We start from the raw sequence: 22,441 nt of genomic DNA, 5'->3' as shown, positions 1-22,441 counted from the left end.
ACGGTAGAATTAGAGGAAAGCGGCGCCAAAGGAAACCGCTCCCTTGTCAGGAGAAACAACCGTCCACGTGAAAGAAACCGATCACGTCGCGATAACGGGTTTGTTACAGATTTGTAATCTTCCACGCCCTTGAATAGCCACAGTTGAAAGGCCAAATTCAGGTCATCGACAGTTCGTCGGTCGCCGGTTTTCTGACCCGTCCCCCGTTGGATGCCGGATGTTAGCGGCAGCCTCATTTCCCCTCTCCGGGCTGCCGCTTTGAGTGTAGTGATATGGCCGTTACGGTAACCCCCTCACCGTAACGGCCAATTCATTTTTCGGAGAACGGCTTTCCTTCAAATTGGGTTTCTTCTTGACGACGCTGGTTGTAGTGTGCCGCCAGTTTACGTTACGACTCGTCAGGAAATCTTCATGTCCCAGCAATCGTCTGCGCCATCGCTCGACAAAGTCCTCGCCCATCTCGACAACAATCTCGACAAGAGCCTCGATCGCTTGTTCGATCTCCTGCGGATCAAGTCGATTTCCACCGATCCGGCCTACAAGGCCGATTGCCGCAAGGCCGCCGAATGGCTGGTCGAGGATTTGAAGACGATCGGCTTCGATGCGAGCGTGCGCGATACGCCCGGCCATCCGATGGTGGTTGCCCATCAAGAAGGCGCGACACCCGATGCCCCGCATGTGCTGTTCTACGGCCATTATGACGTGCAGCCGGTCGACCCGCTCAATCTTTGGGAAAACGACCCGTTCGAGCCTGCGATCAAGGATGTGGGAAACGGCCGCAAGATACTGACCGGGCGCGGCACATCCGACGACAAGGGCCAGCTCATGACCTTTGTGGAAGCCTGCCGGGCCTATAAGGCAGTGAATGGCAATCTGCCGGTCAAGGTAACGCTGCTGTTTGAAGGCGAGGAAGAATCCGGTTCGCCCTCGCTCAAGCCTTTCCTCGACGCCAACAAGCAGGAACTGAAAGCCGATGTGGCGCTTGTCTGCGACACGGCCATGTGGGATGCGGAAACGCCTGCGATCAGCGTTGGCCTGCGTGGCCTCGTGGGCGAAGAAATCGTCATCAAGGCAGCAGACCGCGATCTGCATTCCGGCTTCTTCGGCGGAGCTGCGGCAAACCCGATCCATATCCTGACCAGGATTCTGGCTGACCTGCACGACGAAACCGGGCGCGTGACGGTGCCTGACTTCTACGAGGGCGTGGAAGAAACCCCGACGCAGATCCTGAAGTCGTGGGAAAGCCTCGGCCGCACGGCGGAAAATTTCCTCGGTCCGATTGGACTTTCCATCCCGTCCGGTGAGAAAGGCCGCAGCGTGCTGGAACTGACATGGGCGCGCCCAACGGCGGAAGTCAACGGCATTACCGGCGGCTATACCGGAGAAGGCTTCAAGACAGTCATCGCCGCACAGGCTTCCGCCAAGGTTTCGTTCCGCCTCGTCCACAGCCAGGACCCGGTCAAGATTCGCGAATCCTTCCGCACCTTCGTCAAGGAACGCGTGCCCGCCGACTGCTCGGTGGAGTTCCATCCGCATGGCGGCTCGCCAGCCATCCAGCTGCCCTATGATTCACCGCTCGTTTCCAAGGCTAAGGACGCGCTTTCCGACGAATGGCCGAAGCCAGCCGTGCTGATCGCCATGGGCGGCTCGATCCCGATTGTCGGCGATTTCGACAAGTTCCTCGGCATGGAGTCGCTGCTGGTCGGCTTCGGTCTCGAAGATGACCGCATCCATTCGCCCAACGAAAAATACGAGCTGAACTCCTTCCATAAGGGACAGCGCTCATGGGCGCGTATCATGGCGGCTATCGCCGCCAAGTAGGGCACGCATCATGGCGGCTATCGCCGCCAAATAAGGACAGTTAAATGACAATCCGTTTTCATAAGAACGATTTGCCGAACCTCCATCATTATCAGGTCGATGCGGTCGCCATCGATACCGAAACGCTGGGCCTGAATCCGCATCGCGACCGGCTTTGCGTGGTACAGATTTCGCCCGGCGACGGTACGGCGGATGTGATCCAGATCGAAGCAGGACAAAAGAAAGCGCCAAATCTGGTCAAGCTTCTGAAAGATCGCTCGATCACCAAGATCTTTCATTTCGGTCGCTTCGATCTGGCCGTGCTGGCGCACACATTCGGCACCATGCCGCAGCCCGTGTTCTGCACAAAGATCGCATCGAAGCTGACCCGTACCTATACGGACCGTCACGGCCTGAAGGAGCTTTGCAACGAGCTTCTCGACGTTTCGATTTCCAAGCAGCAGCAATCGTCGGACTGGGCGGCGGAGACACTGTCGGCGGCGCAGCTCGAATATGCGGCTTCTGACGTGCTTTACCTGCATCGCCTGAAAGCCGTGCTTGAGCAGCGGCTTGAACGCGACGGCCGTGCCAAGCAGGCCGAAGCCTGCTTCAAGTTCCTGCCGACACGCTCGGAACTCGATCTCATGGGCTGGCCGGAAGACGATATTTTCGCGCATAGCTGAGGCTTGCGTGAAAAGCTCTCCAACCATCAAACGGCGGCGGCAGCCGCCGTTTTCTTTTGCGGAACCTCATCGATATAGGCCCAGGCCGGACGGCGGAACAGAAACCGACCGTAGCCGCTCCACTGGATAAGGCCATAAAGAATGACCGGACCGACGACGCCGCTTGCCGTGGTCAGAAGCGAGACGGTGCCGATATCGCCGACGCCGAGTTTCAGCAGCACCGTGCGGGCAATGGCCATCGGCAGGAAGAAAGCGAGATAGACGACGATCGAATGCGCGCCGAGCCAGCTCAGGCCCCGATGCAGCCAGCTGCCAGCTGGCAGAAGGCTCAGGAGCGAGGAGATGGAGATGATCGCCAGCGCCCCCACCAGACCCAGCAGGAGTGAGACGACCGGCAGATCGCTGACCGCGCCGCGTCCGTCCAGAAGATCACCTGCCGGCGATATCAGCGCGGCGAGACTTTCCGGCACCGGCATGAAGACGAGCATATATTCGACGAGCCCCCAGACGAGCAGTCCGGCAATGCCGATGAGCGGTCGCTGGCGCAGCCAGTCTGCAACCCGGAAGATGGCGGGAGCAAAGGCGTAGCCCGCATAGAAATAGACGAACCGCGAGCAGAATTCGTCCACCATGACCCAGCCCGTATGGATCGGCAGGATTTCCAGCAGTGCCAGCACCGTAAAGGTCACCCCCACCGGAACGCGCTTCAAAGCCCTTGTCGCAATGAAGAAAACGGGCAGGATATAGATGAACCAGAGCGTGCCGAACGGCTCGATGAAAGCCATCAGATAGGCATTCACCACGCCCGAAATTCCGGCTTCGCTGGCGATGCCGGGTGCCTTGAATGCGAACTGGATCGTCAGCCAAAGAATGTAGAAATAGAGGAAGTGCACCACCTTGCGGTCGAGATAGCGCCGCCAGGGCCGGTCGATGACGAGACCGAGGAACAGGCCTGAAATCATGAAGAAATCTGGCATGCGGAAGGGCTTGGCGAAGGCCACCACATAGTGCATCCAGCCTTGCGCGCCGGCAGCCTTCTCCACGCCGAGCGTCGAATGCATCATGACCACGAAGATGATGCAGATGCCCTTTGCAATATCGACCCAGTCGACCCGCTCCCTTACGCCCGTCGTGCCATGCATTTCCATGTTCCCCGCAAGTTTTCCTGCCCTCTATAACCTGAATGGCGGCATAATCACATCCCGAAGAACTTGCGCCTGCCTGCGCCATATTGCGCCTGTCTTCGGTCGAGACTCATCACAAGCGGATCACGGGAACGTGTACTGCGGGGGCGACATTCCCCTTGCTGTGTCCCGTTTGCTACAGACTTTTGACAGCAATCGCTTATATTGGGGATAAATATTGGTTCTGAGACTTTCCTTCAGGAGGTTTATCATGAAGCTCAAGGCCCTTCTTCTTGCATCGACTGTCGCCCTTGTGGCCGCTACGGGCGCAAAGGCTGCCGACGCCGTCATCGAACAGGAACCAGCTCCTGTTGTAGTCGCTCCGTCCTTCACCTGGACCGGCGCCTATATTGGTGGCCAGATCGGCTACGGCTGGGGCAAGTCGAACTTCGACGGCGATGTGTTCAGCTATGGCAATGTCAAGCCGGATGGTTTCCTCGGCGGCGTTTATGCCGGTTATAACTTCGACCTCGGCAACAACGTCGTTCTCGGTATCGACGGTGACGTGACCTATAACGACGTCTCCAAGGATATCGACGTATTCGCCGGCGGCGTCCCAGTTGGCGATTTCGAAACCAAGCTTCGCTGGTCCGGCGCCGTTCGCGCTCGCGTCGGCTATGCGGTTGACCGTTTCATGCCTTACCTTGCTGGCGGTGTGGCCTTCGGCAACATCAAGAACAGCGGCAGCATCGACAATATCGGCAGCTTCTCCGAAAGCAAGACGCTCACCGGCTGGACCGCAGGTGCCGGCGTGGATTACGCCGCGACCGACAACCTGATCGTTCGCCTTGAATATCGCTACACCGACTACGGCGACAAGGACATCGACTTCGGTGGCCTGAACATCAATCAGGACTTCAAGACCAACGAAGTTCGCCTCGGCGTCGCATACAAGTTCTAAGCTCCAGGCAGCTTGTGATTGTGAAGGGCCCCACTCCGGTGGGGCCTTTTTTTGTGCATTGAAGATTTACGTCCCTTTAAACTGCCGCATTTACCCTGCACCGCATTAGGCCCTATTTGCTTTTGCGGCGCAAAACCCCGTAAAGCACGCAGACATTGTTCAAAATGACCGGTCCGCATGACGGCATGGACCGGCAATCGGGTGGGCGGCTCCAGACTGACATGGCATCGCGTGACGACAAAAACCGGCGCATCGAACCTTCCTTCGGTGGCGAAGAGAAAAAAGACGATGAGGTTTTTCGCGTCGACGAGGAGGACCGCATGGCTCGCTCGCAGCAGCGCCGACGCAGGCAATCGGATAGACCGGAACCGCGCGCGTCGCGCCGCGGCAAGAAGAAGCCGCGCGGCTTCTTCGGCTTTGTGCGCCGCTCGATCTACTGGTGCCTGGTGCTGGGTCTGTGGGGCGGCATCGCCTTTGCGGGCATGCTGGTCTATTTCGCGGCCAAGATGCCACCGACGACCGACTGGGCCATTCCCGACCGTCCGCCCAATGTGCGCATTGTCGACGTCAACGGCAACCTGATCGCCAATCGCGGCACGACCGGCGGCGAGGCGGTCAGCCTGCAGGAGATGTCTCCTTTCATCCCGAAGGCGGTCATCGCCATCGAGGACCGCCGCTTCTATTCGCATTTCGGCATCGACCCCATCGGCCTTGCCCGCGCGGTTGTAACCAATGTCGTTTCTGGTCGCGCCGTTCAGGGCGGCTCGACGCTCACGCAGCAGCTTGCCAAGAACCTGTTTCTCTCGCCCGACCGCACGCTGGAACGCAAGGTACAGGAAGTCATGCTCGCCCTGTGGCTCGAGCACAAATACACCAAGGACCAGATTCTGGAGATGTATCTGAACCGGGTTTATCTCGGTTCTGGCGCGTTCGGCGTCGATGCAGCCTCGCGGCGTTATTTCAACAAGTCCGCCAAGGAGGTGAACCTTATGGAAGCGGCGACCTTGGCCGGTCTCCTGAAGGCTCCGTCGCGCCTGTCACCGGCCCGCGATCCGGAAGCCGCCGCCGCGCGCGCCAAGCTGGTGCTGGGCGCGATGCGTGAAGAAGGCATGATCGACGACAGCCAGATGGCCATCGCCGAAAGCGAACCGCCGACACGGGCGCCTTCCTACTGGCAAGGTTCGGAAAACTATGTCGCCGACAAGGTGGTGGCCGCGCTGCCCGAACTGATCGGTGAGGCGAAGGACGACATTACCGTTCAGACCACGATCGATCTCAACCTGCAACGCGCGGGCGAAGACGCTATCAAGGACCAGATTTCCCAGAACGGCAAAAAGATGAATGCGAGCCAGGGCGCGCTGGTTTCCATCGACAGCACCGGCGCGGTTCGCGCCATGGTCGGCGGGGTCGATTATGCCACCAGCCAGTTCGACCGTGTGACGGATGCCCGCCGCCAGCCCGCCTCCTCCTTCAAGCCCTTCGTCTATCTGACGGCGCTTGAACAGGGCCGCACACCGGACTCCGTGCGCAACGACGCACCGGTCCGCATCGGTAAATGGACCCCCAGCAACGACAACGGCAAATATATGGGGCAGGTGACGCTGGCCACAGCACTTTCCCACTCGCTGAACTCCGTCGCCGCACAGCTCGTCATGGAAGTCGGCCCGCAGACCGTGATCGACACGGCGCACAGGCTGGGTGTTCAATCGAAACTCGAGGCCAATGCCTCGCTGGCGCTTGGCACATCGGAAGTGACATTGCTGGAACTGACCGATGCCTATGTGCCATTTGCCAATGGCGGCTATCGCGCGCCGGTCTATTTCATAACCAAAGTGACCGATTCCGAGGACAAGGTTCTCTACCAGAAGGAAGATGGCGTCGGACCGCGCGTCATCGACGAGCGCAATGTCGGCATGATGAACGCGATGCTGCGGCGCACCGTCGAAGACGGGACGGCAAAGCGCGCCGCCTTCGGCTGGCCCGCCGCAGGCAAGACCGGCACCAGCCAGAATTTCCGCGATGCATGGTTCGTCGGCTATACCGCCAACCTCACGACCGGCGTATGGTTCGGCAATGACGATGGCAAGGGCATGAAGCGTGTGTTCGGAGCGACCTTGCCGGTCGCGGCCTGGAAAAGCTTCATGAAGGAAGCGCACAAGGGCGTGCCGATCGCCGAGCTTCCCGGCCATTACGACATCCAGAACATCGTCCCCGGCGGCAGCGACGGCATCGACCCGAATGCGCCCTACGACCCGGGCATGATGCCGCAGGATCCCTATGGCGGCCAGCCGATGGCGGGTAATGGCGATGACGGCTATTGGCCGCCTGCGCCGGATTCCACGATGCGCGGCACCGTCCAGCAGCCCGGTGCCGTGGCCTACCCGGCCAATGCCAACGACGATTTCCGTCCGTTGCCCCCCGGCGATATCGGCGGCGGACAACCGCAACAATCGGGAAAATCCACGACACTGCTCGATATCATAATGGGGAACTCGCAATAGACCTTAGCAACAAAAGTCATTTTAGAAGGAAGGCAGAGAATGAATAGTTCATCGAAACCGGTCTGCCGGATCGTCCGTCCCGGAAACACTTATTCCGGGAAACAGGGCCTTGATTATTTTGAAGGAATTGCAGCCGAAACTGTCGGTTCGGAAGGCATTTGCATGCATCTTCTGACCATCCCGCCGGGTGCCCGCGCCAAGGCCCATCTTCATGCTTCCCACGAGACGGCGATCTATGCGCTTTCCGGCGAAACACATTGCTGGTTCGGCGAAAAGCTTGAGGAGCATGTCATCGTTCGCGAAGGGGAGATGTTCTACATTCCGGCAGGCGTCCCGCATCTTCCCGCCAATCTCAGCGACAAGCCCGCGACAGCCATAATAGCGCGAACCGATCCAAACGAGCAGGAAAGCGTCGTCCTGTTGCCGGAGCTGGAGCAATACGTTCCGCGCTGAGCAAGCCATGAGCGCCGGTTCCCGATGAATTTCTCTCATCGGGAACTGGTGAACCGCGCAGTAGCTCTCACTTTTCAGAATGTGCTCCGATTCCCCTCGAAATCTTGAGCGGCTTGGTCTATTCAAGATCGGAGAGCGAGGTTTCCATGTCCCCAGTCACCAAAACAGACGTTGCCGGTTCCGATACTTCCAAGGCAGATGCCGAACGCAAGACGCTGGTCCTGACCGGCGCCAGCCGTGGTATCGGCCACGCGACAGTGAAGCGCTTTTCGCGCGCCGGATGGCGCGTCATCACCTGCTCGCGACAGGATTTTTCCGACAATTGCCCGTGGCCGGCTGGCCCGGAAGATCACATCAAGGTGGACCTCGCCGATCAGGAGGATGTCGGCAAGGCAATTGCCGAAATCCGGCGCCGTCTCGAAGCCGATGGCAGCAAGCTTCATGCACTGGTCAACAATGCCGGCATTTCGCCCAAGGCGGAAGGCGGACGCCGCATGAATTCCATCGAAACGCCGATGGCAGTCTGGCGCGACGTGTTTCAGGTGAACTTCATGGCCCCGATCATGCTGGCACGCGGCCTGTTCAAGGAACTGGAAGCGGCGCAAGGCTCGGTCGTCAATGTGACCTCGATAGCTGGCAGCCGCGTACACCCCTTCGCTGGCACAGCCTATGCGACATCCAAGGCCGCACTCGCCGCGCTTACCCGCGAGATGGCATCCGATTTCGGCCCCTATGGCATTCGCGTCAATGCCATCGCGCCGGGCGAGATCGATACGGCGATCCTTTCGCCGGGAACCGACAAGCTGGTGGAACAGCTTCCCATGCGCCGCCTCGGCAAGACATCGGAAGTGGCGGAAACCATATACTTCCTTTGCTCCGAAGCCTCATCCTATGTGACCGGCTCGGAAATCCATATCAATGGCGGCCAGCACGTCTGACACCATGCAAGGCGCGGAGATTGAAATTCTCCGCGCTTTTTGTTTATCTCCATTCAATCGATTTAGAACCAGAGAAACGACCGATGATCCTTTGCTGCGGTGAATCCCTGATCGACATGCTGCCCCGTGAAACCGCAGCGGGCGAGACCGCGTTTCAGCCCTTTGCAGGCGGTTCGGTTTTCAATACGGCCATCGCGCTTGGGCGTCTCGACGTTCCGACCGGATTTTTCTCCGGCATCTCGTCGGATTTTTTCGGCGAGATACTGCGCGACACGCTGGCGCGGTCCAATGTTGATTATTCCTTCGCCGCCATCTCGGATCGTCCGACGACGCTGGCTTTCGTGCGCCTGGTGGATGGGCAGGCCCGCTACGCCTTCTACGACGAGAACACGGCGGGCCGCATGCTGGCCGAGAGCGACATGCCCTATGTCGACGACGCCGTCGACGCCATGCTGTTCGGCTGCATCAGCCTGTTTTCCGAGCCGTGCGGCAGTGTCTATGAGGCGCTGATGACGCGCGAGGCGCCTAAGCGGGTCATGTTCCTCGATCCGAATATCCGCACCAGCTTCATCACTGACCGCGAAAGGCATCTGGCCCGCATGAGGCGCATGATCGCGCTTGCCGATATCGTCAAGCTTTCCGACGAAGACCTCGACTGGTTCGGCGAAAAGGGCAGCCACGATGAAATCGCCGCCGAATGGCTGAAGCTTGGGCCTAAACTGGTGGTCATCACCAAGGGTGCGCATGGGGCCGATGCCTATACGGCGCGGGCAACCGTGCGCGTGCCCGGCGTGAAAGTGGACGTGGTCGACACGGTTGGCGCAGGCGATACGGTCAATGCGGGCATTCTCGCCAGCCTTCACAATCAGGGCCTACTCGACAAGGATGCGCTCGAGGACCTTACCGAAGACCAGATTCATTCCGTCGTCGCGCTAGGGGTGCGGGCTGCTGCCGTAACCGTCGCCCGCGCAGGGGCAAACCCGCCATGGGCGCATGAGATGAAGGATTGACGCACGGCAAAGCCGTGACATGATGCCCGCAGGAGCATTGCCAGTTCGCCATTACCAGTAAGGGCATTTCCAGCAAAAGTGCGAAGCGGTTTTGCGCGGACAATGCGCAAAGGAAAGCTGACGCATCATGAGCATCGAATTTCTGCTGACATCCTTCATCATAGTTGCCTCGCCGGGCACCGGCGTGCTGGTAACGCTTGCGGCAGGCCTGTCCCGTGGCGCACGCGCATCGGTCATTGCCGCGCTCGGCTGCACGCTTGGCATCGTGCCGCACATGCTGGCTGCCGTGACCGGGCTTGCTGCCCTGCTCCATGCCAGCGCACTGGCTTTCGAGCTGATGAAATATGCGGGCGTCGCCTATCTGCTCTATATGGCCTGGATGACGCTCAAGGAGCACGGCACGTTGAAAATCGAGACCGATGACGCGCCGCGTTCAGACCGGGAAGTCATCCGGTCTGCGATCCTCGTCAACCTTCTCAACCCCAAACTGTCGATATTCTTCTTTGCCTTCCTGCCGCAATTCGTGAATACGCAGCAGGGCGCAACGGTGGCGCGCATGGTGGAACTGTCGCTCGTCTTCATGGCCATGACATTCGTGGTGTTTGCGATCTACGGCGTCTTTGCCGCTGCCGTCCGTAACCAGATCATCTCACGCCCCGCCGTGCTTGCATGGATGCGCCGCAGCTTTGCAGCCGCCTTCATCGCGCTCGGGGCCAAACTCGCACTGACCGAACGATAGACCATGGCCCAGAACATTTATGACCGCGACGATTTCTTCACAGCCTACAGCCAGTTGCCGCGCTCGGTACACGGGCTGGACGGCGCACCGGAATGGCCCTTTGTACGTTCCCTTCTGCCCGACCTGACAGGCCGCGATGTCGCCGATCTCGGTTGCGGTTTCGGCTGGTTCGCCCGCTTCGCCCGCAAACAGGGCGCGGCCTCTGTCATCGGTTACGACCTTTCGGAAAACATGCTCGAACGCGCGCGCCGCGATACGCCGGATGACGCTGTCCGCTATGTTCAGGCGGACATGGAAGAGCTGGAACTTCCCGAAGCGAGCTTCGATCTCGTCTATAGTTCGCTGGCGTTTCATTATATTCGCGATTTCCCGCGCCTTTTGAAAACGATCCGTGCGGCTTTGCGGCCGGAAGGCCGTTTCGTATTCACGATCGAGCATCCGATTTTCATGGCACCGCTGGCGCCGGGCTGGATCGAAGACCAGAATGGCGGGAAGCACTGGCCTGTCGATCATTATGCCGTGGAGGGCGAGCGGCGGACCGACTGGCTGGCCGAAGGCGTCATCAAATATCACCGTCGTCTCAGCACCACGGTCAACGCCCTGATCGATACAGGATTTGCCATCAATCGCCTGGAGGAATGGCGCCCCTCCGCGGAGCAGATCGAAGCATGGCCGGGGCTGTCGGAGGAAATGGAGCGGCCCATGCTGTTGATAGTTTCCGCTAGCCGACAGACAGCTTGACCAGCCACATTTCACGCTCTTTATAGGGAGGGGCGGGACACGAATCAGACTGGCGAGGAGAAACCATGGACGTGTTGCGCATTGCAGCCTTTTCGCAAGGCAATCAGGGCGGCAATCCCGCTGGAGTGCTGATTGCCGATCACCTGCCCTCCCCGCAAGACATGCAGAAGATCGCCAAGGATGTCGGCTTTTCCGAAACCGCCTTTGCCGCGCCGGAAGGCGACAGCTGGCGCGTTCGTTATTTTGCGCCGGAAATGGAAGTTCCGTTCTGCGGCCATGCCACCATTGCGCTCGGCGCGGCGCTGGCCATGCGCGAGGGCGACGGGCGTTTCGCGCTCAAGCTCAACAATGGCGATATCAGCGTCGATGGCCGCAAGGAAGGCGAGTTGTTCGCCGCCAGCCTGCAATCGCCGCCAACCCGCCAGCGCGCTGCCAACGATGCGGAAGTGGAGCAAGCGCTGGCGCTGTTCAGCTTTGAAAAGGACGATCTGGCGCCCGGTCTTGCTCCCGCGCTGATCCACGCCGGTGCGGACCATATCGTGCTGCCGCTTCGTTCCCGCGAGAGGCTCGCCTCGATGCATTACGACATGGCGCGCGGGCGCACCCTGATGAACCGGCAGGGCTGGACGACGATCCTGCTCATCTATTCCGAGACGCCGAGACGCTTCCACAGCCGCAATCCGTTTGCATCGGGCGGCGTTTATGAAGACCCGGCCACCGGTGCCGCGACCGCTGCCTTTGCCGCTTATCTGCGCGACAGCGGCTGGCCGCATGGCGGTGAGATCGAAGTCTTTCAGGGCGAGGATATGGGCAGCCCGTCGCACCTGCGCGCCCAGATCGGCAATGAGCGCGGCGGTTCCATCCGCGTTTCCGGCACCGCACGGCTGATGGAATAGCAGCGCATCCCGAAAAGGGTGAAACGGTTTTCGGGATGCGCGTCAAAACAAAGGATTAAAGCGCGTTGCAGCTCGTCACACGCGGACGAGCTGCTCCACCCGTTCCTCATTTCCGAAGAACTTGAGATAGCGCGCCACTTCCTTGGGGTGGCCGGTCGCCTTTTGCGGATTATCGGAAAGCTTGACCGCTGGATGGCCGTTGGCATCCGTCACCTTGCAGACGAGGGAGATGGCGTTCAGCCCTTCGATTTCCTTCGGGGCGCAGCCCGCGAAATCATTGGTGAGGTTGGTGCCCCAGCCGAAGCTCATGCGCACGCGCCCCTCGAAGTGACGATAGGTTTCCTCGATCGTATCCACATCAAGCGCGTCGGAAAAGATCAGCAGCTTTTCGCGCGGATCCTTGCCGCGTGACTTCCACCATTCGATGATGCGCTCGCCGCCTTCGATGGGCGGGGCGCTGTCGGGGCGGAAGCCGGTCCAGTCGGCAACCCAGTCCGGCGCATTGCGCAGGAAGGCCGCCGTGCCAAAAGCATCGGGCAGCACGATCAGGAGATTACCGCCATAATAGCGGTTCCAGTCCTGCAGGACGCGATAGGGCGCGGAACGCAGTTCATCGTCATTCCTTGCAAGGGCCGCCAGCACCATCGGCAATTCATGCGCATTGGTGCCCAGTGCTTCGAGGTCCGTATCCATGGCCAGAAGCACATTGCTGGTGCCGGTAAAGGCATCGCCGATGCCTTCCTTCAGCGCCTCGACGCACCAGCGCTGCCACAGGAAGGAATGGCGGCGGCGCGTGCCGAAGTCGGAAATCTTCAGGCCCGGAAGCTGGCGCAGGCGTTCGACCTTGCTCCACATCTTCGCCTTGGCGCGCGCATAAAGCACATCGAGCGAGAAGGGACCGAGGTTTTTCATCGCCGCGCGCGAGCGCAACTCGTTGATGATGGCAAGTGCGGGAATTTCCCACATGGTCGTGTGCGACCAGGCGCCATGGAAATGCAGCTCGTACTGCCCATCCTTGCGGCGCAGCTCATATTCCGGCAACTGGAAATCATGAAGCCAGTTCAGGAATTCGGGCTGGAAAATCTGCTTGCGGCCATAGAAGCTGTTACCCGCCAGCCAGATCATTTCCTTCTTGGAGAAACGCAGTGTGCGGGCATGGTCGAGCTGTGCGCGCAATTCGCCCTCATCGATCTCATCGGCAAGGCGCACGGAAGTGGTGCGGTTGATGAGCGAGAAGGTTGCATCCACCTTGGGGTAGAGGCCCCAGATCATCTGCAGCATCAAAAGCTTGTAGAAGTCCGTGTCCAGAAGGCTGCGGACGATGGGATCGAGCTTCCATGCGTGATTGTAGACGCGGCGCGCAATATCAGTCTTGGCCATGACGGCCTCCATTGCATGAACTTGTACTGCAACCGCCCCAGAGGAATTGCAGCAAAAAGAAAGGCGGGTTTTTCACCCGCCTTTTTAATCGGTTCACTTCTGTTTGGGAAGCTCTACGACGATTTCATGTTCACCGTCCGGCTTGATCGGCACGCCCTCTTCCGGCTTGCCGATCTTGCGGCCATTGAGCTTGACCGCCTTGTCCTTGCCACCGGCCACGACCTTCACGCGGTAGAGCGCCTCGCCGAAGCGGAGTTCCGCTTCATAGCCATCCCATTCCGGCGGCAGGGCCGGGTCGAGATGCAGGCGGTCGCCGCGTTTGGTGACGCCGAGGATACCCTCGGTTGCGACGCGATAGAACCAGCCGGCGGAGCCGGTATACCAGGTCCAGCCGCCCTGCCCGCGACGCGGCTCCACGGAATAGATGTCGGCTGCGATCACATAGGGCTCGACACGATAGATATCCGGATTGCGGCCATGGTTGACCGGGCTGATGAGCGAGAAGAGCTTCCAGGCTTCCGCCGCCCTGCCCATGCGGGCGAGCGCCATGATCGCCCAGGTCGCGCCATGGGTGTACTGGCCGCCATTCTCGCGGACACCCGGCGGATAGCCCTTGATATAGCCCGGCTCCTGCACGGTCTTGTCGAAAGGCGGCGTGAAGAGACGCAGCAATTCGCCCTCGTCATCCAGCAGGTATTTTTCGAGCGAGGCCATCGCCTGTTCGGCGCGTTTCGGATCGGCCACGCCAGACAGCACGCTCCACGATTGCGCGATGGCATCGATCTGGCATTCGTCACTGTCCTTGGAGCCAAGCGGCGCGCCGTTATCGAAGAAGCCGCGGCAATACCATTCGCCGTCCCAACCGTCGCGGTCGAGCGCAGCCGTCAGGCTTTCCAGATGGGCTTTCCAAATGTCGACGCGCTTCACGTCCTTGCGTGCTTCGGCAATCGGAATGAACTTGCCGAGCGTATAGGCAAGGAACCAGCCGAGCCAAACGCTCTCGCCCTCGCCCTTCACGCCGACCAGATTCATGCCGTCGTTCCAGTCGCCGCCAAGCATCAGCGGCAGGCCGTGCTTGCCGGTGCGCGCGACGGCGAGATCGAGCGCCAGGGCGCAATGCTCGTAGAGGCTGGCCGTCTGCCCGGAGATTTCCGGCTGATAGAAGGCATCATGTTCGCCCTCCTCCAGCTTGCGCCCTTCGAGGAACGGCAGCTTTTCGTCGAGGATGGCGCTGTCGCCCGTCGTCTCGACGTAGAGCGAGGTGCCATAGCCGAGCCAGACGACATCGTCCGAGATGAGCGTGCGGACGCCCGCACCCGTTGCGGGAAGCCACCAATGCTGGACATCGCCTTCCGGGAACTGGCGCGATGCGGCGTTGAGTATCTGCGCACGGGCAAGCGTCGGATCGATGAGCAGCAGCGACAGCGTGTCCTGCAACTGATCGCGGAAGCCGAACGCACCGCTTGCCTGATAGAAGGCGGCGCGCGCCCAGATACGGCAGGCGATTGCCTGATAGGGCAGCCAGCCATTGACCAGAAGGTCGAAAGCCGGGTCCGGGGTCTTGACCTGAACGCGGTCGAAGAGGCCTTCCCACTGCTGCCTCGCGGCAGCAAGCATATCGCTGAACGAAACCTTGCGGGTCTCGGTGATCAGCGCCTTTGCCTGTTTCTGGTCGGCGGCATTGCCGAGCAGGAAGACGATTTCACGGGCTTCACCCGGTCCGACTTCAATGTCGAGGGCGAGCGCGGCACAGGGATCGCGGCCCGCTTCAACCGTGCCCGAAAGCGCCTTGCCTGCCAGCACGATCTCCGGTTTGTCCACCGAACCGGTGGTGCCGATGAATTCGCTGCGGTCGGCAGTGACGGATTGCGGCTTTTCGGTCGCGGCAAAGAAGGCGACCTGCCCTGACTTGTCAGGATGATACGGATTGCCCGCAAAGAGCGCGCCCAGTTCCTCGTCCTGCGACGGCACGATGAAAGGCACATTCTTGGCGCGGGCATTGCCCAGCACCCATTCGACATAGCCATAGACGCGCAGCTTGCGCTTCGAGCGGCCCTTGTTGGTGATCGTGAGGCGCGAGAGACGCACCGGCTTGTCCGCATCCACGATATGGGTGAGGTCGAGCGCCAGCTCGCCGTGCTGCGCCCCGAAGCTCGAATAGCCGTGGCCATGGCGCGCTTCATAAGTCACCGCCTCGTCGCGCAGCACGCTTGCGGTCGGCGCAAAGGTGCGGCCCGTTTCACGGTCGAGGATATAGATCGCCTCGCCCGGACGGTTGGTGACCGGATCATTCGCCCATGGGGTGAGCTGGTAATCGCGGCTGTTGCCTGCCCAGGTAAAGGCCGAACCTTCCGCCGAGACGTGGAAACCGAAATTCGGATTGGCGATCACATTGATCCACGGATGCGGCGTGGTGGTGCGATTGTTGATGCGCACCACATAGGAGCCATCCTCGGCAAAGCCGCCATAGCCGTTCCAGAAGCGGAGGTCGCCGCCTGCCGGAGCAGGACGGTTCACCGCTGGCTTGACAGCCGGGCGGCGTTCTTCCGTCCCGCGCTCAATGGCGATGGGCGCGAGACCGGCGGCACCGAGCCCCTGGCTCGAAGCCTGTCCGCCAATCGCGGTCTTGGCATCGCGCGCGGCGAGATCGACGGTGATTTCCTCGCTGCGGCGCAACTGTTCGGCCAGCGAGCCGTTCTGTGCGTGCATGACGATACGCGCCGAGGCAAGCAGCGTGTTGTAGCTTTCGTCGCTCATCTGGTCGCGGCGCACCGCGAAGATGTGCGGCTGGCCGCCGCCGCGCGCCCGGAATCCTTCGACGATCCAGTCGATGGCGCGCTGCGTATCCTGCGCATAGGAGAAGGCGCGCTCATTGACCGCCACGACATCGACCGTGAGGCCCTTCGAGCGCCAGTATTCCTGCGCACGCAGCACACCGCGCAACACGTCGAGATCGGCTTCATTGTCGATGCGCAGCGCGAAGATCGGATAGTCGCCGGAAATCGACATCGGCCACAGGTCCGACTGCTTGCCGAGGCCGCTGGCGATGGTTTCAGGCGGCTGGCGCAGGGTCCGCTCGGGATAAAGCAGATAGGCGGCGACCTTCTGGTAATCCGCAGCTTCCGCGGGCTTGATGCCGATATGATAGAGCTGCACCTGCGACGAGGTCCAGGATAGCGAATATTCGCGGGCGAAGGTTTCGGGGTGACGATGGGTCGCCACGGCATGTTCCACCGCATCGCGGCTGCCGCCTGCGAAGGTCCAGAACACGAGGCTCACCTTCTTGTGCGCCGGAACGCGGACACGTGTGCGCACCGAAGCAATCGGATCGAGCACGCAACCCTGGCTGCCGGTGAATTTGGCGCCGGCGTCGAAGGCTGCCGCATCGCGCAAGGAACGACCGCGTCCGACAAAGGCACGGCGGTCGGTTTCGACTTCCGTTTCGCGGATCGAGCCGGAAAGATCGGTCACGAAATGCGCGACATGAATATCGGGATCGGACGGCGCGCGCTTGCGGCGCTTGGCATAGATGGTCGAACCGTTATCGGAGATTTCGGTTTCCACGAACATCTTGGCAAAGGCCGGATGGGCGGCGTCGCTGTCGCTGTCGGTCAGCACCAGTTCCGCATAGGAGGTGACCTCGATCATGCGGTCGCGGGCGGAGGTGTTGATGATGTCGAGCCTGCGGCCCTCACCATCGGATTCCGACGACACGATGACTTCCATGACCGTCTTGATATCACCGGCGGTCTTGTAGAATTCCGCCTTGTCCTCGGTGAAGACCGTCTTGGTTTCCTCATCCGGATTGCGGACCGGTTCGCCGGTTGCCGACCACCAATAGCCGCTTTCCATGTCGCGCAGGAACAGGAAAGTGCCTTGCAGGTCTTCCGACGCATCGGCGTGGAAGCGGGTGATGTCCCAATTGTGCCAGCGGCTGTAGCCCGAGCCGTTGGCCGTCACCATCAGCGCATATTGTCCGTTCGACATCATATGCGTGGTGCGCGGCGCCTTGAAGGGCTTGTCGACGATCCGCATCGGCGCATCGTCGAAACCGCCGGAATCCACGCGCATCGGGTTTTCCGTCTTGGCGTAGATCATCGGGATTTCGCGCGGCGCCTTTTCCTGCAGCAGCAGTTCGGCAGCCTCGATCACGGGGTCGGAGTGGAAACGCTCGCGCATCCGGCCTTCGAAGATCACGTTGTTGACCGCGATGATCGACATGCCATGATGGTGGGCATAGTAGTTCTTCACGACGGCGCAGAGTTCGCCTTCGCGGACACGCGACGGGGTGAAGTCCACCGAATCGTGGAAGCCGTAGCGTCCAAGCGCGCCGAGCTTGGCAAGACGCTTGAGGTTGGCGACGGCGGCGGCAGGCTGGTATTGCGCGGCGAGCAGGCTCGCATAGGGCGCGATGACCGCGTTGCGCGACAGGCCGCGCTGCAGGCCGAGATTCGGCACGCCGAAGTTGGAATACTGGTAGTTCATATGCGCGTCGCGCGCATTGAACGCCGCTTCCGAAATACCCCAGGGCAGGCCGCGCGAGGTCGCATAGTCGATCTGGCGCTGCACCACGAGCTTGTTGGTCTGGTCGAGCAGCGAACCGAGCGGCTCCGACATGACCAGCGGCGGCATCAGATATTCGAACATCGAGCCGGACCAGGACAGCAGAGCGCCCTTCCAGCCCACCGGCACCAGAAGACGGCCAAGCTTGAACCAGTGTTCGACCGGCACGTCGCCCTTGGCGATGGCAAACAGACTCGCCAGACGCGCTTCCGATGCGAGAAGATCGTAGCAGCTTTCGTCCAGCTCGTTTTCCTGCACGCGGAAACCGATGGAAAGCAGGCGGCGTTCCTTCCGCTCAAGGAAGCCGAACTGCATGTCGAAGGCAAGCTGGCGCGAGCGGGTCGCCAGATCGCGCAGGCGCTCGCGCAGCGCGTCCGTGTCATGCTCGCCGATGGAATCGTCGGTATGCGCCTTGCAGGTATCGACCAGAATGCGCGCCCATTCCACCGCTTCCGCGCTTGCGGAGGTTTCGATTTCGCCATCGAGTTCGTCCATCAGGCGAACGATATCGGTAGCGAAAAGCGACAGGTTGATGGTGCGGAAGGATGCCGTCTCCGGCTCGTCCTTGATGGACAGGACGGCACGGCGGAAATTGGCGATCCGCTCTTCCAGGCGGCGGCGCAGCGGACGCAGTATCCGGCGGTCGTCGGGGATTTTCGCGATGGACTCTTCAAGAATGTCGTTGACATCGAGAATGCCGTCGAGGTCGCCCTGCATGTAGACGGAGGGAGCTTCCGCCCATTCTTCCAGCGCGGACGACAGCGTAACCAGATGACCGGCGAGATTGCCGCTGTCCACCGCCGATACATAGAGGGGCCGCATCGGTGTCAGCGTGTTGGTCTCGTACCAGTTGTAGAGATGGCCCTGGTACTTCTCCATCTTTTCGAGCGTATTGACGGTGGCGGCGACACGATCCAGCGTTTCGCCGAAGCCGATCCAGCCGAAATCGCGCGCGGCGATGACCGACAGCAGATAGACGCCGATATTGGTCGGCGACGTGCGCTGCGCGACGATGGGCGCCGGGTCTTCCTGGAAATTGTCCGGCGGGAGATGGTGGTTTTCCTCATTGGTGAACTCGGCGAAGTAACGCCAGGTCCGGCGCGCATAGCGGCGCAGGTCCGACTTGTCGGAAGAAAGCACTTCCAGCGTGTCCTGCGGCTTGGCCGAACGGCTGACGAGCCAGGCGATCAGCGGCGAGGCAAACCAGATGACGGCGAAAGGTGCGGCGATCAGCGCGGCATGGCTTTCAGCGGCAAGGGGGAAGAAGATCGCCAGACCCGCAATGGCCATGGCGGGCCACATCAGCTGGAAATAGAAAAGCAGCGTATCTGGAGAGGTTCTCGCCTGCGCCGCCGTGCGCCATTCCAGAAGGTTGCGGTGCGAAACGAACAGACGATAGACGGTGCGCGCAATCGCGTCCGCCATCAGGAACGCCGAATGGGCGATGAAGGTGGTGCGCAGCGCCACATCCGCCGTGCCGAGCGCAATGTCGGTCAGTACCGACTGCGCATGGCCTTTCAGCGAATAATCCATGTTGCGCGGGATGAGATTGGTGACGATCCCGAAGGTCGGCGCCACGAACATGGAAAGGATGAGGAAGCCCTGCCAGACGGCGGCAGGCCCGATCGGCAGCACGCTCCAGCCGACGACGGCTGCGATCAGCCACAGGATCGGGTTGAGCGAGCGGCGCAAGTTGTCGACCATTTTCCAGCGCGTGATGGCGCTGACGCCTGCATTGGTCGAAAACAGCCATGGCAGAAGCTGCCAGTCGCCGCGTGCCCAGCGATGGTGGCGCGAGACGTCGACATTGTAGCCGGTCGGATAATCCTCGACCACCTCCACATCGCTGACCAGAGCGGCACGGGCATAGCCGCCTTCCAGAAGGTCGTGGCTGAGGAGCGTGTTTTCCGGCACGCGGCCCTTCAGCGCGGCCTCGAAGGCGTCGATGTCGTAAAGGCCCTTGCCGGTGAAGGTGCCTTCGCCAAGCAGGTCCTGATAGGTGTCGGACACAGCAAAGACATAAGGATCGATGCCGCGATTGACCGAGAAGACGCGCTGCAGGAACGATGCTTCGTCGCCGGTCGTCAGCGACGGCGTGACGCGCGGCTGGAGAATGCCATAGCCACGGATGACCTTGCCGGTCTTTTCGTCAATGATCGGGCGGTTCAGCGGATGGCTGAGCTTGCCGGCCAGATGCGTGACGGATTCCGGCGTCAGACGCGTATCGGCGTCCAGCGTCATCACATATTTGATTTCCTTCGGCAGGCGTTCGTCCGGCGGGAAGAAGCTCGTATCCTGATCGCCCCGCAGCAACAGGTTCAGCTCATGCAGCTTGCCGCGCTTGCGCTCCCAACCCATCCAGCAGTTCTGCTTCTCGTTGAAGAGGCGGCGGCGGTGCAGAAGGAAAAAGCGCGGCTGGTCATCGCCCGTATAGTGCTCGTTGAGCTTGGCGATTTCCTCACGCGCATATTCGTAGATTTCCATATCCGCGGGCGTGATCTCGTGCTTCGCATCGGTCCAGTCGCTGACCAGCGCGAAGTAGATTTCGCCACGCGGATTGGTGAGATAATGCACTTCGAGATTGCGAATCTGCTCGTCGATGGAATCACGCGAGGTGATGAAGGTCGGCACCGCGACCAGCGTGCGCGCCTCTTCGGGCAAGCCTTCCTTATATTCAAAACCGATGAGGCGCGTGGGCTGCACGAACCACGGCACCAGCGCGTTGAACAGCGAATAGGACGCGTCCATCGCCGGGAAGAGCGCCAGCAGCGTGAACAGCGTGCGCAGATCGGTCGAAAGACCGGCGCGGATCATGCAGTAATTGACGAGAGTGAGAATCAGGATCGTGAAGATCGCCGTCGGAATGAACAGGCCCCAGAGGCCAAGGCCGCGATAGAAACGCAGCGCCCTGACACCGAACGGCGCCTTGTAACCGCAGACCCTTTCAAGCTCCGTGCGGCCTTCGCCCGACAGGTAATAGGCGATTGCGCCCTTGCCCTCGGCTTCCGGATGACCGGCCTTTTCGGCGCGGTGGCCGTCTTCCGCCAGCTTGAGCGCCGCCCAGGTGATGTCGATTTCGCTCATGTCCGAATAGCGGGCGAGCTTTTCGATGGTCACGCGGTAGGCATTGCGGGAGCGGAAGTCCAGAAGCTCGAAATCGCTGTGGTCGCGCAGGATCGCATCGACCTCGTTGACGGTTTCAAACCAGGTTTCCCAATCCACGTCATCGATGGATTTCAGGCTGCGGATGACATTGCCCATCGTGACGCCGCCGGTGGACTGGCGGGCATGTTCCTCGACGATGGCGTCTTCCGGGTTGCTGCCTTCCTGTTCCAGAATCCGCTCCAGCCAGTGGGCGGCTGCCGTGGTGTCGGTGGAGGAGGAACGCAGGCGATAAAGGAGATGCGTCGCGAAGGTGCTGTCGCGGGCGGCATCGGCATATTGCGCCAGGACCGAATCCAGCTCGGCTCCGTCGGCAGCGACCACGATGCGGTCGGCAGCCGTATTGGCGAGATTGCGCATGATGCGCGCGCGGTCGACGCGCAGCGCCAGACGTCGCGCATTCTCGATCAGGAAATAGCGCACCGCAGACGGCAGCGCCCACAATTCGCCGATCTTCAGCGGCTCGACGGTCTGGAAACCCTTGACGATGGCCGTCAGCGTCTTCAGCGAGAAATTGCTGTCCGTATGCGCGACATAGAGCCAGGCCAGCGCGAAGATGCGCGGCATGCCCTCGTATTTTTCAACCGGCGCCTTGTAGAGCGGCAGCTGGCGGATAAAGCGGCGCGGCAGGTCGCGGCGCGCCTGCTGGACGTTCTTGTCGATCTGGTAGTGGTTGTCGAGCAGCCATTGCGCGGCAGGGGTGATGGTTTCACCCGCGCGCGAGGCGGCATCGGAGGCGCGATAGGCATGCAGGATCAGCTTGCCGTTTTCCGACAGGCGCTGATCGAACGGGAAGGCAATATAGCCCGGCAGCGGAATGTCTTCGCCCCGCGCCACGGCAGCGGCAAGCGCGCCAAGTTCTTCCTCGGTTTTATACAAGGCCCGGATGGGCGACGGCTGTTCGGGGGGAATCTGGCCTGACGCATCGCGGTCGCTGGATTTGGGCTCCATCGAAGGCTGCTGCATCGGCGATTTATTCTCGGTAGAGGTTGATTTGGAGAGCGAAGAAGACAATTCCGGCATCTGCCTTAACAGCCTTTCCGAAGGAAATGAGTTATATGCGGCGGGTGGACACTGACATTAGTCTGAATTTTCATTTCAGGGAAACGGCAGTATCCGTGATCGGTTCCCTGAATGTCGGCTGCATTTGGCTAAAATGCGACGGCGCAATGTGCTGATATTCAAACCGTTTAAATCGCAACGCACAATTCTTTCCGCCTATTAATGTTGCGTTATGAAACACCCCGTTTCCTGCAACCCTAACATATTGAAAACAAAAATAATACCACCCCTGGTAAGGTGCCGGGAAATTTCGGCGCCCAGCACCTCGCATCCGCCAATAGGGAGGAAGCCCGGGGGGGGGGGGGGGGGGGCCCCGCCCCCCCCCCCCCCCCAAGCCCGGAACACCAACCGCAAAGATCAACACCGGCGAGATTTACGCCTCCCGGCGTCAAGCGGCCAAGTAGGAGAAACCACCCATGGGAAACAAG

13 protein-coding genes are annotated in these 22,441 nt (G+C 60.7%); 10 read left to right on the top strand and 3 right to left on the bottom strand.

The window, feature by feature from the left end; all coding sequences use genetic code 11:
* The first annotated feature begins 411 nt into the window (after positions 1-411).
* Together ABWW28_RS06260 and ABWW28_RS06255 are read left to right on the top strand one after the other, a co-directional pair.
* Positions 412-1,821, top strand: a complete 1,410-nt coding sequence (locus ABWW28_RS06260; protein WP_063619947.1) for a dipeptidase — start codon at positions 412-414, stop codon at positions 1,819-1,821.
* A 44-nt stretch (positions 1,822-1,865) separates the two neighbouring features.
* On the top strand, positions 1,866-2,483 hold the full coding sequence (locus ABWW28_RS06255; protein WP_063619946.1) for a ribonuclease D: 618 nt from the start codon (positions 1,866-1,868) through the stop codon (positions 2,481-2,483).
* 26 nt (positions 2,484-2,509) lie between these two features.
* Here the strand turns inward: ABWW28_RS06255 and ABWW28_RS06250 are convergent, their stop codons facing one another.
* On the bottom strand, positions 2,510-3,631 hold the full coding sequence (locus tag ABWW28_RS06250; protein ID WP_063619945.1) for an acyltransferase family protein: 1,122 nt from the start codon (positions 3,629-3,631) through the stop codon (positions 2,510-2,512).
* Between the two features lie 247 nt (positions 3,632-3,878).
* Between ABWW28_RS06250 and ABWW28_RS06245 the strand changes: the two genes are divergently transcribed.
* The 8 genes from ABWW28_RS06245 to ABWW28_RS06210 all read left to right on the top strand — a co-directional run bounded on the left by ABWW28_RS06245 (position 3,879) and on the right by ABWW28_RS06210 (position 11,846).
* On the top strand, positions 3,879-4,568 hold the full coding sequence (locus tag ABWW28_RS06245; protein WP_063619944.1) for an outer membrane protein: 690 nt from the start codon (positions 3,879-3,881) through the stop codon (positions 4,566-4,568).
* A gap of 221 nt (positions 4,569-4,789) precedes the next feature.
* Positions 4,790-7,069: a transglycosylase domain-containing protein gene (locus ABWW28_RS06240; RefSeq protein ID WP_063620070.1), complete on the top strand. Its 2,280-nt coding sequence runs from the start codon at positions 4,790-4,792 to the stop codon at positions 7,067-7,069.
* Between the two features lie 39 nt (positions 7,070-7,108).
* Positions 7,109-7,522: a cupin domain-containing protein gene (locus ABWW28_RS06235; RefSeq protein WP_021586407.1), complete on the top strand. Its 414-nt coding sequence runs from the start codon at positions 7,109-7,111 to the stop codon at positions 7,520-7,522.
* A gap of 146 nt (positions 7,523-7,668) precedes the next feature.
* Entirely contained in the window at positions 7,669-8,460 is a 792-nt protein-coding gene (locus tag ABWW28_RS06230; protein WP_006470925.1) for an SDR family NAD(P)-dependent oxidoreductase, read from the top strand.
* An 83-nt stretch (positions 8,461-8,543) separates the two neighbouring features.
* Positions 8,544-9,470: a carbohydrate kinase family protein gene (locus ABWW28_RS06225; protein WP_063619943.1), complete on the top strand. Its 927-nt coding sequence runs from the start codon at positions 8,544-8,546 to the stop codon at positions 9,468-9,470.
* Positions 9,471-9,597: 127 nt separating this feature from the next.
* Positions 9,598-10,209 (top strand): LysE family translocator, encoded by a 612-nt coding sequence (locus ABWW28_RS06220; RefSeq protein ID WP_063619942.1) that lies wholly within the window; start codon positions 9,598-9,600, stop codon positions 10,207-10,209.
* A 3-nt stretch (positions 10,210-10,212) separates the two neighbouring features.
* Entirely contained in the window at positions 10,213-10,950 is a 738-nt protein-coding gene (locus tag ABWW28_RS06215) for a class I SAM-dependent methyltransferase (RefSeq protein ID WP_063619941.1), read from the top strand.
* A 65-nt stretch (positions 10,951-11,015) separates the two neighbouring features.
* Positions 11,016-11,846, top strand: coding sequence for a PhzF family phenazine biosynthesis protein (locus ABWW28_RS06210; protein WP_021586411.1), 831 nt, complete (start codon positions 11,016-11,018; stop codon positions 11,844-11,846).
* A gap of 75 nt (positions 11,847-11,921) precedes the next feature.
* On the opposite strand, the gene pncB is transcribed toward ABWW28_RS06210, so the two are convergent.
* Together pncB and ABWW28_RS06200 are read right to left on the bottom strand one after the other, a co-directional pair.
* The gene (pncB, locus tag ABWW28_RS06205; RefSeq protein ID WP_063619940.1) at positions 11,922-13,226 is read right to left on the bottom strand and encodes a nicotinate phosphoribosyltransferase; all 1,305 of its coding nucleotides are present in this window, start codon (positions 13,224-13,226) and stop codon (positions 11,922-11,924) included.
* A gap of 93 nt (positions 13,227-13,319) precedes the next feature.
* Entirely contained in the window at positions 13,320-21,974 is an 8,655-nt protein-coding gene (locus ABWW28_RS06200; RefSeq protein ID WP_187963204.1) for a glycoside hydrolase family 94 protein, read from the bottom strand.
* Between the last annotated feature and the right edge of the window lie 467 nt (positions 21,975-22,441).

The organism is Brucella sp. NBRC 14130, assembly GCF_040371715.1.
GTDB lineage: Bacteria > Pseudomonadota > Alphaproteobacteria > Rhizobiales > Rhizobiaceae > Brucella > Brucella intermedia.
Note: the sequence above shows the minus strand (reverse complement) of the source record. Positions and strands in the feature narration are given on the sequence as shown.

Excerpts from the sequence above, each read along its gene's own strand:
- ABWW28_RS06255 (WP_063619946.1), top strand. The coding sequence starts at position 1,866 with ATGACAATCCGTTTTCATAAGAACGATTTGCCGAACCTCCATCATTAT.
- ABWW28_RS06235 (WP_021586407.1), top strand. The coding sequence starts at position 7,109 with ATGAATAGTTCATCGAAACCGGTCTGCCGGATCGTCCGTCCCGGAAAC.
- ABWW28_RS06215 (WP_063619941.1), top strand. The coding sequence starts at position 10,213 with ATGGCCCAGAACATTTATGACCGCGACGATTTCTTCACAGCCTACAGC.
- ABWW28_RS06250 (WP_063619945.1), bottom strand. The coding sequence starts at position 3,631 with ATGGAAATGCATGGCACGACGGGCGTAAGGGAGCGGGTCGACTGGGTC.
- ABWW28_RS06200 (WP_187963204.1), bottom strand. The coding sequence starts at position 21,974 with ATGCCGGAATTGTCTTCTTCGCTCTCCAAATCAACCTCTACCGAGAAT.
- ABWW28_RS06210 (WP_021586411.1), top strand. The coding sequence starts at position 11,016 with ATGGACGTGTTGCGCATTGCAGCCTTTTCGCAAGGCAATCAGGGCGGC.
- ABWW28_RS06245 (WP_063619944.1), top strand. The coding sequence starts at position 3,879 with ATGAAGCTCAAGGCCCTTCTTCTTGCATCGACTGTCGCCCTTGTGGCC.
- pncB (WP_063619940.1), bottom strand. The coding sequence starts at position 13,226 with ATGGCCAAGACTGATATTGCGCGCCGCGTCTACAATCACGCATGGAAG.
- ABWW28_RS06260 (WP_063619947.1), top strand. The coding sequence starts at position 412 with ATGTCCCAGCAATCGTCTGCGCCATCGCTCGACAAAGTCCTCGCCCAT.
- ABWW28_RS06240 (WP_063620070.1), top strand. The coding sequence starts at position 4,790 with ATGGCATCGCGTGACGACAAAAACCGGCGCATCGAACCTTCCTTCGGT.
- ABWW28_RS06225 (WP_063619943.1), top strand. The coding sequence starts at position 8,544 with ATGATCCTTTGCTGCGGTGAATCCCTGATCGACATGCTGCCCCGTGAA.
- ABWW28_RS06230 (WP_006470925.1), top strand. The coding sequence starts at position 7,669 with ATGTCCCCAGTCACCAAAACAGACGTTGCCGGTTCCGATACTTCCAAG.
- ABWW28_RS06220 (WP_063619942.1), top strand. The coding sequence starts at position 9,598 with ATGAGCATCGAATTTCTGCTGACATCCTTCATCATAGTTGCCTCGCCG.